14 protein-coding genes are annotated in these 15466 nt (G+C 61.5%); 7 read left to right on the plus strand and 7 right to left on the minus strand.

Annotated features, from left to right (window positions below):
- The first annotated feature begins 357 nt into the window (after window positions 1-357).
- Window positions 358-3153: a UPF0182 family protein gene (locus JQ553_RS23860; RefSeq protein WP_212502474.1), complete on the plus strand. Its 2796-nt coding sequence runs from the start codon at window positions 358-360 to the stop codon at window positions 3151-3153.
- A 58-nt stretch (window positions 3154-3211) separates the two neighbouring features.
- Here the strand turns inward: JQ553_RS23860 and JQ553_RS23865 are convergent, their stop codons facing one another.
- The 7 genes from JQ553_RS23865 to flgF form a co-directional block, all read right to left on the minus strand.
- On the minus strand, window positions 3212-3544 hold the full coding sequence (locus JQ553_RS23865) for a hypothetical protein (RefSeq protein WP_212502475.1): 333 nt from the start codon (window positions 3542-3544) through the stop codon (window positions 3212-3214).
- A gap of 216 nt (window positions 3545-3760) precedes the next feature.
- The gene (locus JQ553_RS23870) at window positions 3761-4054 is read right to left on the minus strand and encodes an antibiotic biosynthesis monooxygenase (protein ID WP_212502476.1); all 294 of its coding nucleotides are present in this window, start codon (window positions 4052-4054) and stop codon (window positions 3761-3763) included.
- Window positions 4055-4185: 131 nt separating this feature from the next.
- Complete coding sequence (locus JQ553_RS23875) at window positions 4186-4620, minus strand: hypothetical protein (protein WP_212502477.1); 435 nt, start codon at window positions 4618-4620, stop codon at window positions 4186-4188.
- 870 nt (window positions 4621-5490) lie between these two features.
- The gene (flgH, locus tag JQ553_RS23880) at window positions 5491-6243 is read right to left on the minus strand and encodes a flagellar basal body L-ring protein FlgH (RefSeq protein ID WP_212502478.1); all 753 of its coding nucleotides are present in this window, start codon (window positions 6241-6243) and stop codon (window positions 5491-5493) included.
- Between the two features lie 5 nt (window positions 6244-6248).
- The gene (gene flgA / locus JQ553_RS23885; RefSeq protein WP_212502479.1) at window positions 6249-7307 is read right to left on the minus strand and encodes a flagellar basal body P-ring formation chaperone FlgA; all 1059 of its coding nucleotides are present in this window, start codon (window positions 7305-7307) and stop codon (window positions 6249-6251) included.
- 12 nt (window positions 7308-7319) lie between these two features.
- Window positions 7320-8108, minus strand: a complete 789-nt coding sequence (gene flgG, locus JQ553_RS23890) for a flagellar basal-body rod protein FlgG (protein WP_212502480.1) — start codon at window positions 8106-8108, stop codon at window positions 7320-7322.
- Window positions 8109-8125: 17 nt separating this feature from the next.
- A complete protein-coding gene (gene flgF / locus JQ553_RS23895; RefSeq protein ID WP_212502481.1) occupies window positions 8126-8887 on the minus strand; it encodes a flagellar basal-body rod protein FlgF in 762 nt (253 codons plus the stop codon).
- Between the two features lie 380 nt (window positions 8888-9267).
- Here flgF and fliL point away from each other — a divergent pair, with 380 nt between their 5' ends.
- The 6 genes from fliL to JQ553_RS23925 all read left to right on the plus strand — a co-directional run bounded on the left by fliL (window position 9268) and on the right by JQ553_RS23925 (window position 15461).
- Window positions 9268-9756 (plus strand): flagellar basal body-associated protein FliL, encoded by a 489-nt coding sequence (fliL, locus tag JQ553_RS23900; protein WP_212502482.1) that lies wholly within the window; start codon window positions 9268-9270, stop codon window positions 9754-9756.
- Window positions 9757-9774: 18 nt separating this feature from the next.
- A complete protein-coding gene (fliM, locus tag JQ553_RS23905) occupies window positions 9775-10977 on the plus strand; it encodes a flagellar motor switch protein FliM (protein WP_212502483.1) in 1203 nt (400 codons plus the stop codon).
- The gene (locus JQ553_RS23910) at window positions 10974-11414 is read left to right on the plus strand and encodes a DUF6468 domain-containing protein (protein WP_212502484.1); all 441 of its coding nucleotides are present in this window, start codon (window positions 10974-10976) and stop codon (window positions 11412-11414) included. Before fliM ends, JQ553_RS23910 begins: the two co-directional genes overlap by 4 nt.
- Entirely contained in the window at window positions 11411-12214 is an 804-nt protein-coding gene (locus JQ553_RS23915; protein WP_212502485.1) for a MotE family protein, read from the plus strand. The genes JQ553_RS23910 and JQ553_RS23915 overlap by 4 nt, the downstream gene beginning before the upstream one ends.
- Window positions 12215-12708: 494 nt before the next feature.
- Window positions 12709-14679 (plus strand): AMP-binding protein, encoded by a 1971-nt coding sequence (locus tag JQ553_RS23920; protein WP_212502486.1) that lies wholly within the window; start codon window positions 12709-12711, stop codon window positions 14677-14679.
- Window positions 14676-15461 (plus strand): ABC transporter ATP-binding protein, encoded by a 786-nt coding sequence (locus JQ553_RS23925; protein ID WP_212502487.1) that lies wholly within the window; start codon window positions 14676-14678, stop codon window positions 15459-15461. Before JQ553_RS23920 ends, JQ553_RS23925 begins: the two co-directional genes overlap by 4 nt.
- Window positions 15462-15466 lie beyond the last annotated feature (5 nt).

Genomic DNA, 15466 nt, shown 5'->3' on the forward strand with positions numbered 1-15466 from the left:
TAGTCTAGGTTGAGAAGAACCGAGAATCAACGTCGCGGAGAGATTCCGAGAGTTGCTGAAAAACTTTCACCGCAGGTGTAAGAATGCCTACAATTGTCCGCATCGGCGTTTGGAGCGGAGCGCTGTGAAGGGAGCGTGACACGACCGATGGGCGCTCCTGCTCACAGCACAAACTGGATTCAGATCAGAACCGGTGTCGCACCACGGCGTGCACGCCCTCCAGGAATTCACTTATCCTCCCGAGTTCGGCGCGCAGCCTGATGCGCGCATCCCCCAGTGTAGGAGGGCCAAGCAAAAAGCGGGTGCGACGACCCCCGAGATTGGCGCGCCACGTCTGTGTTCTGCTATAATGGCGCCATGACGATCGGGATTTCCGGACCCGAACGGAAGGCTCCAGGGCGAAGCGCCGTGGTGGGGTCGATCATCGCGGCCATCATAGTCGCCCTTGCCCTGACCCTGCTCGCGCTCGCGGGAGACGTCCTGGTCGACTGGATGTGGTTTTCCGCAATCGGTTACGCTCAGGTGTTTTGGACGACGTTCGGCGCGAAGGCCGGAGTCTTTTTCGTTGTTTTCGCGGCGACCGCCTTTGCGGTGTGGACGAACGCGCGGCTGGCACTTGGCCTCTCCGGGCGGCGACGCCACCTTCCGCTCGACTTCCAGGCGAAGCTTGCGGCCACTGCGACGCCACCCGATCCCCTTGAATTCATGCGCAACCGGCTGCAGTGGCCCTGGGTCATCGTCGCCAGTGCGGGGGTCGTCGCTCTGCTGGTCGCCTGGGGAGAAACCAGCAACTGGAATGCCATTCTTCTGTTTCTTTATCACGTGCCCTACGGATCCACCGATCCATTGTACGATAAGGACATTGGATTCTATCTCTTCTCTCTGCCCGCCTTTATCGCCATAAAAAATTGGGCATTGGTCACGCTCTCGTTGAGTGCGCTGTTCGCCGGATTTATCTACTGGGTGCATGGCGACATCGAGTACCCGCCCCAACAATCGATGTCGCCGGCAGCAATCTCCCACGGCTCGGCGCTTCTGGGCTGCTTCTTTGCCGTGAAGGCATGGTCGTATGCTCTCGACCGCTACCTCTTGCTTTACGGGGATAACGGCGTCGTGCTCGGCGCAAGCTACACCGACATCCATGTGGAACTGCCGGTCCTGTGGCTGCTGATCGCGCTTTCGATAGTCGCCGCTTTCGCCGCATGGGCGAACGTGTGGGCGCGCACTTACCGGCTCCCCGCTGCGGCAATCGTGTTGCTGTTCGGGGGCGCTTTCCTGCTGTCGGGCGTGATCCCGGGATTGTTTCAACGATTTTACGTAAAGCCCAACGAACTGGAGTGGGAGCGGCCCTACATCACGCGCAACATCATGCTGACTCGGGAAGCCTACAATCTCAATCGGATCATGCCGAGGCCATTCCCTGCCGAACAGGACCTGACCCGTGAGACACTCGAGGCCAACAAGGCAACGATCGACAACATAAGATTGTGGGACTGGCAGCCACTGGCCGATACCTACGCCCAACTGCAGGAGATTCGCACCTACTACAGACTGCGCGAGCTTGATGTCGATCGTTACTGGCTTGGCGGCACTTACCAAAGTGTCATGCTTTCGGCGCGCGAGCTCAATTCCTCGCTGCTGCCACCGAACGCACAGACATGGGTGAACCGCCATATCCTGTTCACTCACGGCAATGGCGCGGTAATGAGCCCGGTAACCCAAAAGAGCGGTGAAGGGCTTCCGCCGCTCTATTTGCGCGATATTCCCCCGGTTGCGCACGGGGGCCCCGAAATTCGCGAGCCGCGCATCTACTACGGAAAGGAGACTAACGACTACGTCATCGTCCAGGGAATCGTTCCGGAGTTCGACTATCCAAAAGGAAAGGACAACGTCTACGCAGCCTATGACGGCTCCGGCGGTGTCCCGCTGTCGGGGATGGTGAGGAGACTGATCTTCGCCCACCATTTTGGCGACGTAAACCTGCTGCTTTCAGACTACATCACCGACCACAGCCGAATTATGATCCGGCGCAACATACAGACACGGGTCGGCACCATCGCCCCGTTCCTCAGCCTCGATCGCGACCCCTATCTGGTCATCAGCGATGGCCGTATGTTCTGGATACAGGACGCTTATACGACGAGCGATTATTTTCCTTCCGCGCAGCCCGCGCCGGGCCTCAACCTCAACTACATCCGCAATTCGGTGAAGGTCGTGATAGATGCCTATAACGGCACCGTCGATTTTTATCTGATGGATCTGGCGGACCCGATCGTCTCCACCTATCAGCGTATCTTTCCCGAAATGATGAAGCCGTTCGCGGCCATGCCACCCGATCTGCAAAAACACATTCGCTACCCCGAAGACCTTTTCCTGATTCAGGCGCGGCTTTTCCAAACCTACCACATGGAATCTGCTGACGTTTTCTATAACCGCGAGGACCTTTGGCAATTTCCGCGCCAGCCCGCTGGCGACGGCGTCTCTGCAATGGACGGCCTTACTTTGATGGTCCCTTACTACATCGTCATGCGGCTGCCTGGAGAAGCCCAGGCCGAGTTCTTCATCATGATCCCCATGGTGCCGAGCCGCCGCGACAACATGATAGCTTGGCTTGCCGCGCGCTGCGACGCGCCCGACTATGGCAAGCTCATCGTGTACGAATTTCCCAAGGAGAAACTGGTCTACGGACCGTTCCAGATCGAGGCGAGAATCCACCAGAACACGGAAATCTCCCAGCAGATATCGTTATGGAACCAGATGGGTTCGCGAGTGGTCCGGGGAAACCTGCTTGTCGTCCCGATCGAGAATTCGATCCTCTACGTGTCTCCGCTGTATTTGCGGGCCGAGCAAGGACATTTGCCGGAGCTCAAGCGGGTGATCGCCGCCTATGGTGAGAATGTCGTCATGAAGGAAACCCTTGCCGAGGCGTTGTCGGCACTCTTCGTGGAAAGCGGAACCGCGCTGGTAGCGCCCGGCGCTGAAGCGAAGATGTCGGACGAAGGGTCCGCAGTAAGACGCGCGCAGGAGGCGCTCGATCGCTACAATCAGGCGATGGAGCGGTTGAAGTCCGGAGATTGGGCAGGCTTCGGCAAAGAGATCGGCGCGGTGCGCGGTCTTTTGGAAGATATCCGCCGGCAATCGGGTAGCCGCTGAGGTGCCCGGGAAGCGCTATTTTCTGATCTGCACGGCACAGCGTTTATGAGTCCGCACGCTATGCGGAAACGTCGACGAACTGGCCCTTCTTGTCGGCGTTCTTCTCGAGCTCCTGGGTGATGAGATCCTTGATCTTCTGCTCGACCGCGCGTTGCTGGTCCGGCGACATGTTGTTCAGATCGTCTTCCGTCAGACCCATGCTCTTCAGGATATTGGCGCGCAGCCGGTCCATCGGACTCATCTGCGCATATTTGAGGAACTGCTGCTCGACGCTGTTATCCGCAAGTAAACCGACCGGACCTCGGGTGGTCCCGTCGGCGTTCAATGCCGTCTTCAACGCGGCGCTCGTCATGCTCGCCGTGATCGGCCCGAAAGCCGAGATTGCCGTCATCTTCACCCCCTGCGATCCCTCGATCGACGAGCAAGCCCCGTGCCAGCACGGGCGCATGTTTTTCCAGGGAGATTGCAGCCGGTGTCGATGCACCCAGCGGTGAACGCGGAAAGTTCTGCCGAGTCACGTTTTCCCGGTCGCTGCCATGCGAACGGCGGGAAGCCGTTCGCGGCTGGTCATCGCGGTCAAGTCCGGCGGTTGGCGTCGCGGCGACCGTCACGCCTTGGTATGCACAATCACAGGCCCGGCGACCGCGGTAGCTTGACCGACCAGCAACGGCCCGAGATTCTGATCGATCCAGGCAAGCGCTCGGCGGTTGGCCTCTTCGGCGCTGGCGTGATTGTTGAAGACGCTGATCGCGGTTACCGTATCGTCGCCGGCATAGACCACGTAGTAGGCCATGAAGCCTTCGACATCGCTGATAATCGGGATTGCGCCTTCCTTGATCCGGCGTGCGAGTTCTTCGGCCGAGCCGGCTTTCGCCCTGGCCTGACGGATGGCGGCATACATGACTTCCTCCTTCCGGCTGCATCGATCGGGATGTTGCGCGTCGCGGCGGATCGTACGCCCGGTAGGGCGGCGGCGCCACCGGCTTCGGAGTTCCTAAACGTCGGCGGCTGGCGCCTCGGCGCGACGGACGGTCAGCCGAGACGCTTAACGAACGGCTTTGTCGCGCGTCGGTTCGCTGGAAGCTTCGGCAGTTTTCTGATGTCAGGTGATGTGGACGCCTGTTTGGGATCCGGCGCCAGCGACGCTTCCGGCTGCAGGAAAAGCGTGACCTCAAAGCGCAGGCCGGGAGCTTGCTTGGCGGTTCCGGAGCACACCGCGGTGGTGCCCCTGATCTCTCCGGTCAACTGCGCCTCGATCTCATCGAGGCCGAACACGGTGGTCGGGCCGTCGGCGTACCTTCGGGTCGTCACCGTTGCCGTGAAGCGATGCTCGTCAATCTCGTAGGAGCCGCCATAGACGAACGCGCAATCGCCGCCGGAAATTCGGCCGTTTGCCAGATGGACGATCCCGGTGCCTTCACCGTGCGCCGTCCGGTACCAGGCCGCATATTCGCCGTCTCTGAGCATGGAACATTCGGATCAAAAACTCTGCAGGCGCTTAGCTATGGCGGAATGCACGCGATCGCCAGCGGACCCTCATGCGACAGTTAACGAGTCGAGAAGGAGGTCGGAAGATTTGTAAGGGAGGTCGCGTCAAGCCGAGATTGCAGCCCAGTATTTGCGGCCGTCGGTTTGGGGGCCGAATTGGCGTTCGCCGAAAACCAGATGCATTTGCAGGAGCGTCATTCGGTGTCGTCATAGTCGTCGACGAACTTATTGGCCCACCAAGCATTGTGAGGGCGATGTAGTTGCTGTGAGTGCCGGTGAGCGGCCTTCGCCGATCTTGTGCGCCAGTACAGACTCGAAAATTGCGCTGGTCTTGCGCAATTTAAGGATTCACGTAAGAGTGCAACCTGTAGGCGGCCAGCAGGTTCTGAGGAGCGCGGGACCACGATGACCTGGTGGATTCTGACCATTGTGGCTTTGGTCGTACTTCTTTTTTTGGCCTATCGGTTCGCGATGTGGTGGCTCTGGCGCGGCGGCAACTGGAACAAGGATTGATAGTTAGGCGAACGGGAACCCGGTCCGCCGTCTACCCTGCCGATACTCATCCAGTTTGAGCCGCCCGTTGCAAGTCAACTTCAAACCCTAGTTTTTGAATCTACGTTCCACGGCAGCGCCACTGTCTGTGGGCGGCCGCTAGTCCCATCATTGAAAGGCAAGACTTTCCGCTGTCTCGCCAAAACTGACACGGCCCTCGCCAGGGGAGCTAGCGAGGGCCGTGTCGATACACCGCGTCGCGCCTAGGTTCGCGACGAGATGTGGGAGCTCGTCGAACTCTTCAGCCCGGCATGGTTCTTTTTCGGGAACCGGTTCTCATGCTTCGATGCCATGCCGCTAGAATGGCAGCAACACGTCCATCACCTGCTGGCCGTAGCGCGGCTGTTGCACATCGGTGATCTGGCCGCGGCCGCCATAGGCGATGCGGGCCTGTGCGATCTTTGCGGAATCGATGGTGTTGTCGCTCTGGATGTCCTCAGGACGCACAATGCCGGCGACGATCAACTCGCGGATCTCGAAGTTGACGCGAATCTCCTGCTTGCCTTCGACCACGAGATTGCCGTTCGGCAGCACCTGGGTCACGACTGCGGCGACGTTGGTCTGCAGAGCTTCCTGGCGGTTCACTGAGCCCTTGCCGTCGCTGGAGGCGGTGGAGTCGGTGGTGAGGATGCGGCCGGGCAAGATCTTGAGCGGTTGGGTGACTGTCTGGGATCCGAGGAAGGCGGTAATGCCCGAATCCTCCTTGCTCGTGCGGCTGCGCTGGGTCTCGTTGGCGATATTGGCCTTGTCGGTGAAGTTCACGGTGACAGTCAGGATGTCGCCGACGCGGGCGGCGCGTTGGTCCTTGAAGAAGGCGCGACTGCCGTTCCGCCACAGCGAGTTCGGGCTGTAGGAGGCTACTTCCGGCTTCGGCATCGGCATCTGCACCGGCTTGTAGCCGGGCTGCGCGGTCGGATTCTCGATCTCCGTCAGCCTCGGCTTCTCGCCGATCTGGGAGAGACGGTCGATCGACGAGCAGCCGCTGGCGATTGTTCCGAGCGCGAGCAACGCGGCGGAGAGGATAAGGCGATTGATACGAAAGCGGTACATGAACTTTACTCGGCGTTTGGAACGACTGAACTGAGCTTGACGGTGGCGGATGGCGTGGTGTCGCCCGAGGATGGGGTGGCGTCGGCGACCGGCGGCTGGCGCGGCGTCGCGATTGTGATCGAGACCTCGCCGCGGCCCGTGACGACGCCGGAAACGACGCGCTTGGACTGCAGGTTCATGACGCTGACGACGTCACCCTCGGCGCCGCCATCCATCGCCTTGCCGCGGACGGTGAGATAGAGGCCACTGCTGCGATAGATCAGCGTGACGCTCTGATCGCGCGTGACGAGATCGGGCTTTGCGAGATCGGCGGTGCGCAGCGCCTGGCCGGCGCGGAGTTGCCGGCGTGCCTGCATGCCGATGGCGGCGTCGCGCAGCGCGGCGTCGTTGCCGACCTCGACTTTCGGGCGCCGCTCGACCAGCACATCGGAGGCCTTCAGCACCTCGCCGCGCTCCACACCGCGCAACAGCACGGCCGCCTCGATGGTTTCGACTGCGGTTCCCGTGAAGCGCAGCTTGAGTGGCGCGGCGCCGGCATCGTTTGAAATTTCAAAAGTGACGTCGAAACGGTTGCCGCGCGGTTCGTAGCGCACCGCGATTGGCTGCATCGTGCCGCCATAGCTGGCGTCGAGGCGGATGTCGCCGGAATCGCGGTCGAAGGTCAGGGCGATGTTGGCGGCGTCGCCAAGTCCTTGGCGGCGCTCGAGCGCATGCGCGACCTGCCGTTCGATCTCCGCGGTATCCAGCGTGCGGGCGAGACGGGTGACCGTGATCTCCTTGAGATCGCGGGTGTCGACGCCAATCACCTGATGGGTGCGCAGCGTGTTGAGGACCTGCGCAACAGGCAGCGTGCCTGTCATGCCGAGGTCGGGAGAGCGGTAGACCGCGATCGTGGCGGCGCTGCCGGCGTTGTCGATGAGATCGCCGACCCGCACGATATCGCCGGAGACCGTGACGCTGGCGCGCAGCGCCGGCACGGCGATGACCTCGTTGCGGCTTTGGGCGGCGGAACTGACGGTGGCAGCGAGCAGCATAGAGATGGAGAGGAGCGAGCGGGCGATCATCGACGTCAATCCTCAGCGGAACAGGTTGGAGGTGGACTGCAGCATCTGGTCGACGGACGAGATCACTTTGGCATTCATCTCGTAGGCGCGCTGCGCGGCGATCAGGTCGGAGATTTCCGAGACCACCTCGACATTGGCCTGTTCGAGGTTGGATTGCTGCATGTCGCCGAACCCGTCGGTGTTGGCGATGCCGTCCTGCGGCTGGCCGGAGGCCGGCGTGTCCACGAACAGGTTGTCGCCGATCGGCTGCAGGCCGGCCTTGTTGATGAAGCGAGTGAGACCGATCTGGCCGATCGTGGTCGGCGTGGTCGAGCCCGGCAGCATCACCGAGACCTGGCCCTGCGTATTGATCGTGAGCTGCGAGGAATTTTGCGGGATCGTGATCGTTGGCTGAACCGGGTTGCCCTGCGCGTTGACGATGCGACCCTGGTTGTCCATCTGGAAGGAACCGTCGCGGGTGTAGGTGAAGGTGCCGTCCGGCATCTGGATCTTGAAGAAGCCATCGCCGCGGATTGCGATGTCGAGGTCGTTGCCGGTCGGCGACAGCGTGCCCTGGCTCATCAGGCGCGGCGTGCCCACGGTCTTGACGCCGCCGCCAAGGTCGATGCCGACGGGCAGGATGGTGCCTTGGTCGGAGGCCTGCGCGCCGACACGGCGCACGTGGTCGTAGATCAGATCCTGGAACGCGGCGCGCTGCTTTTTGTAGCCGGTGGTGCGCAGGTTCGCGATGTTGTTGGAGATCACCTGAACGCTGAGTTCCTGCGCCGCCATTCCGGTCGCCGCGGTGTAAAGTGCGCGCATCGGTCAGGTCTCCCGGATCAGGCCGGCACGTCGGCGAGCTTGTCGATCGCCGATTTGTGCAGGTCGCTCTCCTGTTGCAGCAGCGAGGCGATTTGGGTGTAGGTCCGCGTGATCTCGATCATGCGGCTCATTTCGGTGACGGAATTGACGTTCGATTTCTCGATGAAGCCCTGGCGAAGTTGCGATTTGGTGTCCTGCGTGGGCGGGATGCCTTCGGCCGAGTAGAGGTTGGAGCCCTCCTTGAGGAGGCGCTGGGCCTGTGCGAAGGAGACCATGCGCAGCTTGCCGCGGACCGAATCGACGCGTCCGGTGCCCTCGAGCACGGTCACGTTGCCGTCGGTGGCGATGCTGATCGACTTGTCGGTCTGCTGGAAAACGATCGGGCCGGAGTTGCCGAGCACCGGGTAACCCGAGGCGTTGACAAGCTGGCCCTGGTTGTTGATGTGCAGGTTGCCGTCGCGCGTGTAGCGTTCGCCGGTAGGCGTCTGCACCACGAGGAAGCCCGTACCGTCGATCGCGACATCGAGCGGGTTCTTGGTCTCTTCGGACGGGCCCTGGCTGAAATCGTGGAAGGTGGCGCGGTCCTGCACAAATGAGACGCGGCGGTCGCCGGACATGAAATTGTCCTCATGCGCGCCCGACGCCAGATATTCCTGGAACAGCGACCGGTCGGCCTTGTAGCCGGTGGTGCCGATATTGGCGATGTTGTTGGCAACGACATCCATCTGCCGTTCCAGCACCATCTGCTTCGATAGTCCGACCAGAAGCGTATTCTGCATCGGCGGTTCTCCCCTGTGAGGTGGTCCGATGGGCAGGCTCTCCCAAGCCGTCGCGTCGGACCGTCGGTAACCGTTCGGCTCTCCCAAGCCTGTCGGTTACGCCGTCCTCCCAGCGAAAGCCGTGCCAACGATGAAAGTTGTTGTTTTTGAGTGGGTTAGGTGCTTGGCTGAGCTTGAAAAGGGGCGGCAGAAAGGTCTTGTTGACCATGTTTGCCCGGCAGTTTTTTCCTAGTGGCGCGCCGATCCTAAGCTTCCATTAACCATTATTACCCTAGCGTTGCGGCTATTGGGGCGCGTGGCGCCGGCGGCACTTGTATCGCGTCTTCAAGCCAAGGCTGGTGGCAATCGCGTTCGCATCCTTCAGATGAAGCGGGCGGACGATGGCGGACGAGGACAAGACGGAGGCCGGCGAGGGCGGAGCCGCCCCGAAAAAGGGCAAGCTCAAGCTGATCATTGCCGCCGCGGCATTCCTGGTCGTGCTCGGCGCCGGCGCGGGATGGTTCTTCTTCCTGCGCGGCCACGGCGAGGAGCAGCAGCATGCCGAAGCGCCGCCGCCAAAGCCGCCTTCTTTCGTCGATGTTCCCGACATGCTGGTCAATCTGGTCGGTGCTCCCGGCGAACGCGTGCAATACCTCAAGGTCAAGCTTGTGCTCGAGGTCAAGGAGGAGAAGCAGGTCGAGACGATCAGGCCGTCGCTGCCGCGCGTCACCGACCTGTTCCAGACCTATCTGCGCGAACTGCGTCCGAGCGACCTCAATGGATCGGCAGGGCTGTTCCGCCTCAAGGAAGAGTTGACCAAGCGTGTCAACCTGGCGCTCGCGCCGAACCAGGTGAGCGCGGTGCTCTTCAAGGAAGTCGTGATCCAGTGACGAGGCGGATGTAGAGCCATGGCCGGCAACGACCAGATGGATCAGGACGCCATTGCGGCGCAATGGGAGGCCTCGCTCGATTCGGAGGATCCGGCGGCCGCCGCAGAAGCGGCCGCCAAGAACGAGCTCACCGAGAGCATGGCGCTGCAATGGGCCGCCATGGTCGAGGACGGCAGTCGCGACTTCGGCGGCAAGAACAACAATGGCGAGCGCGTGCTGTCGCAGGAGGAGATCGACAATCTCCTCGGCTTCACCGTCGGCGACGTCAATCTCGACGACCACTCGGGAATCCGCGCCATCATCGATTCGGCGATGGTGTCCTATGAGCGTCTGCCGATGCTCGAAATCGTGTTCGATCGCCTGGTGCGGTTGATGACCACGAGCTTGCGTAATTTCACCTCCGATAACGTCGAAGTCTCGCTCGACCGCATCACCTCGGTGCGGTTCGGCGACTACATGAACTCGATCCCGCTTCCGGCGGTGCTTTCGGTGTTCAAGGCGGAGGAGTGGGAGAATTTCGGCCTCGCCACCGTCGATTCCAGCCTGATCTATTCGATGATCGACGTGCTGCTCGGCGGCCGCCGCGGCCAGACCCAGCTTCGCATCGAGGGCCGGCCGTACACCACTATCGAGACCAACCTGGTCAAGCGCCTGATCGAGGTGGTGCTCGCGGATGCCGAACACGCGTTCCGGCCATTGTCGCCGGTGACCTTCACGATCGACCGGCTGGAAACCAATCCGCGTTTCGCCGCGATCAGTCGTCCTGCCAACGCCGCGATCCTCGTTCGCCTGCGCATCGACATGGAGGACCGCGGCGGCAACATCGAGCTGCTGCTGCCCTACGCGACCATCGAACCGATCCGCAACGTGCTGTTGCAGATGTTCATGGGCGAAAAATTCGGCCGCGATCCGATCTGGGAGGGCCATTTCGCCACCGAAGTGGCGCAGGCCGAGATCGCGGTCGACGCCGTGCTCTACGAGGCCGACATCCCCTTGAAGCAATTAATGCGGCTGAAGGTCGGCGACACGCTGCCGCTGGACATCCGTCCCGACGCGCTGGTCTCGGTCCGCTGCGGCAACGTCACCCTGACCGAGGGACGCATGGGCCGGGTCGGCGACCGCGTCGCGATCCGCGTCGCCAAGAACTTGCGCAAACCCCAAACGACCTTCGCGATGTTCGAGAAGGCCGACGAGCAGACCAAGATGATGGAGGCACCATGAGTCACGCGCTTGGAATGGCAATCGAGAGTCTCGTTGCCATGCTTCTCATGCTGACGATCGGCTACTGCTGGCTGCTCAACAAGCGCCTGCAGCGGCTGAAGGCGGACGAGCATTCGCTGAAGGCGACCATCGCCGAGCTGATCACCGCGACCGAGATCGCCGAGCGCGCGATCGGAGGGCTCAAGCACACGGTCCGCGACGTCAATGAAAACCTCGGCAGCCAACTCAACGCGGCGATGGAATTGTCGGCGCATCTGAAGAACCAGCTCGCAGAAGGCGACAATGTGGTGCGCCGCCTGTCCAAGATCGCGCTCGCGGCACGGTCGTCCGAGCCCGCGCCCGCACCGGCGGCGCCAAAAGTTTCGACTGCGAAGGCGGTTGCGGCGGCTGCCGAAGCCTTCACTGAACGTCGGAGGGCCGGTGGCCTCGCTGCATGAAGTCGTTTCGTGACATCAGGGTCATCCCCGTCGTCCTGGTTGCGATCTTCGGCCTGATGGTGCTGAAGATCGCAGGGCTGGTGCTCGATGGCGGCTATGTGTTCGACTACGATCCGCAGTCGAACAGGCTGTCATGGGCGCAGGAAACCTTCAACTTCCCCGGCGGCAACAAGGCCATCGTCGCCCCCAGGATCAAGATCGACCCGGTCGAGGTCACGGGATCGGTGCACGGCAAGGAAGAGAAGAAGGAGGAGGCGGCGAAACCCGTGGCAGCGGCAGCGGAGGCATCGAAGCCCGACGGCGTGGTGGTCAATATGGAGCAGACCGCTCAGGTGTCGCCCTCCGAGCGCGCGATCCTGGAGCGGCTGCAGGCGCGCCGCCAGGAGCTCGAGCAGCGCGCGCGCGAGGTCGAGATCCGCGAGAGCCTGTTGAAGGCCGCCGAAAAGCGCATCGAGGCCAAGGTTGAGGAAGTCAAGGCGAATGATGCCAAGGCGAGCGCCGCAGCGGCGGCCAAGACCGAGGCCGACGCGGCCCGCTTCAAGGGCATCGTCACCATGTATGAGAACATGAAGCCGAAGGACGCCGCGAAAGTGTTCGATCGACTGGAGATGAACGTGCTCTACGAGATCGCCTCGCAGATCCAGCCGCGCAAGATGTCTGACATCCTCGGCCAGATGCAACCGGAGGCCGCCGAGCGGCTCACCGTGGAGCTCGCCCGCCGTGCCGGCGGGGACAAGTCAGCGGCGACTGCCGAGCTTCCCAAGATCGAAGGCAAGATGCTGGCGCCGAAGGCGAATTAGAGCGTGCCTGAACAAGGGATGCTGGACCCCGGTCTACCCAGGGCCGGGTTGTCGATGAAGTGACAAAGGTCACAAAGGCGGAGAGCGTCCGGGCAGCAAATCAGAGATCGGTCTTGGCTGATTGGCGGCGCGCTCGAACCTGGGACCCGCAGATTGAGCGGCGCGACAATTGGTTTTTATGGCTCGTCCCGCCGAACATGAGGTTTGCCGGACATTGGGGTTACCCCATCTGAGCCGATCGGCGTCCTCCCGCCGCAAATACCTTTCCGGACTGGATTGGCTCTCGGAATCTCCTCCGCAAATGGCATTCGGCACTACCGCACCTCGCGCGTGCCCGGAAGAGTAGCGGGATCGGCCAATCCGGGGACTTGTACGACTTGTGATCCGTTGTAATGTCAGAGCATGCGGCACTCGCATAGCTGCTGCCCGAAAAGGGCAGGCATCACCATAAGCAGGGGCGAACCAACGCGCCGGTTTTTGGGATCGAGACCGACATGGCCGGCGGTGGATCGTTCGATACGTTCCCCAAACTGCTGCTGCGAAATGCTGCGCGTTTTGGCGCGCGTCCGGCGTTCCGGCACAAGGATCTTGGCATCTGGCAGAGCTGGACCTGGGTTCAAGTTGCCGAAATCGTGCGTGCCTATGCCGCGGGCTTGCATCGCCTTGGCGTGCAGCCGGGCGACACAATCGCCGTCGTAGGCTCCAATCGGCCGAAGCTTTACTGGACCATCATGGCAGCGCAGGCGCTGCGCGCGATCCCCGTTCCGGTCTATTCGGATGCGGTGGCCGACGAGCTTGCCTTTGTTCTCGCTCATGCCGAGGCGAAGCTGGTCGCGGCGCAAGACCAGGAGCAGGTCGACAAGGTCTTGTCGGTGTGCGACCGACTGCCGCAACTCGACAAGATCGTCTATGACGAGCCGCGCGGCCTTGATGACTACGATCACAGTCGATCGATCGCAATCGGCAATGTCATCGAGGACGGCCGCGCAGCACTCGCGGCTGACGCCGCGCTTGGTCAACGAATTGATGAATTCGTTCAGGCAGGCAACGGTTCGGACATCGCGGTCATCCTCTATACGTCGGGAACGACCGGCACGTCGAAAGGCGTCATGCTGTCGACACGAGGCTGCATTGACGCCGCAACGGATACCACGAGGTTCGACGGACTGACTCACGACGACATGGTGCTGGCCTATCTGCCGCTGGCCTGGGTGGGCGATCACTACCTCAACTATGTGCAAGGTCTTGTCGCCGGATTCTGCATGGCGTGTCCCGAGAGCAGTGACACGATCGAGCAGGATCGGCGTGAGATCGGACCAACCTTCTACTTCGCTCCGCCACGCGGTTTCGAGGCCATGCTGACGCGGGTGATGATCCGCATGCAGGACGCCGCCCCTATCAAGCGACGGATGTTCCACTACTTCCTCGACCTCGCCCGCCGGTACGGCGAGCGAGTCTTGACCGGGAATCCGGTGCCGCTGTCAGGCAGGTTGCTCTATGCGCTCGGCCGCTTACTGGTCTACGAGCCTCTCAAGAACGTCCTCGGCCTGTCTCGGGTGCGCGTCGCATATACTGCAGGCGAGGCTATCGGTCCGGATCTGTTCGCGTTCTACCGCTCGATCGGACTTAACCTGAAGCAACTCTATGGCCAGACCGAAGCGTTCCTTTACGTGACGTGCCAGCCTGATGGCGAGATCTACTCCGATACGGTTGGTCCGGCGGCGCCGAACGTTGACATCCGCATTGCGGAATCGGGCGAAGTGCAGTTTCGCTCACCCGGCATGTTCGTCGGATATTTCAAGGATCAAGCAAGGACCGCGGAAACCATGACGTCCGACGGGTACGTCAAGACCGGCGATGCGGGCTATTTCGACGAGAAGACTGGACATCTAAAGATCATCGATCGCGCGAAGGACGTCGGTTGGCTGGCTGACGGCACGATGTTTGCTCCGAAGCACCTTGAGAACAAGCTGAAGTTCTTTCCCAATATCAAGGAAGCGATCACTTTCGGCGACTCAAGAGAGTTCGTTTGCGCCATGCTCAACATCGACGCGGTCGCCGTCGCGAATTGGGCGGAACGCAACAACGTCGCCTACGGATCCTATCAGGAGCTTGCCGCGCATCCGCTGGTTTACGACATGGTCGCGAACGACGTCGCCGCAGTGAACCTCTCTCTCGTCAAGGAGAAGGCGCTCGCGGGCGCCCAGATACGCCGCTTCCTGATTTTGCACAAGGAACTTGACGCGGATGACGGCGAATTAACCCGCACGCAGAAGGTGCGCCGCCGCTTCATTACCGAACGCTATGCGCCGCTGCTCACGGCGCTCTACGATGGCTCGCATGAGGCTGACATCTCCACTGAAGTCACTTTTGAGGATGGCCGCAAGGGCATGATCGCGGCAAGGGTCAGGATTCGCGACATGCAAGCCGTTGGCCCGGCGGAATCTCTGGGGAAGGCCGCATGAGAGCTCCGGACACAAACGAGATCATGCTGCAGGTCGATGGCATAGCGCTGGCTTTCGGCGGCGTCAGGGCGCTGAGGGATGTTACGTTCAACATCAGAAGAGGCGAGATTCGAGCCATCATCGGACCCAACGGCGCCGGCAAAACCTCGTTGCTCAACGTCGTCAACGGTTTCTATCATCCCAATCATGGCGCCATCACCTTCAAGGGACGAACCCGGGCCAGGATGCAGCCGTTCGAAGCAGCCCGCGGCGGCATCGCGCGCACCTTTCAGAACGTCGCGCTGTTCAAGGGAATGAGCGCACTCGACAACATTATGGCCGGCCGCACCTTGAAGGTGCGCCGGGGCCTATTGTGGCAGATGCTGCGTTACGGTCCTGCGCTGGCCGAGGAGCGCGAGCATCGGCACCGAGTCGAGGAGATCATCGACTTTCTGGAGATCGAAGCGATCCGCAAGGTCCCGGTTGGGCGTTTGCCGTATGGCTTGCAGAAACGCGTCGAACTTGGCCGCGCTCTCGCGATGGAGCCCGACCTTCTTCTCCTCGACGAGCCGATGGCGGGCATGAATCTCGAGGAGAAGGAGGACATGTCCCGTTTCATCATCGATGTGAACAGTCATTACGGCACGACGATCGCGCTGATCGAGCACGACATGGCCGTGGTCATGGATCTCTCGGATCGCGTGGCTGTGCTCGATCATGGGATAAAGATCGCCGACGGTACGCCGGACGAGGTGAAGAAAAGCCAGGCCGTCATCGAGGCCTATCTTGGAGTTGCGCACTGAGGAGC

The sequence above is a fragment of the Bradyrhizobium lablabi genome, from assembly GCF_018131005.1.
Taxonomy (GTDB): Bacteria; Pseudomonadota; Alphaproteobacteria; order Rhizobiales; family Xanthobacteraceae; genus Bradyrhizobium; species Bradyrhizobium lablabi_D.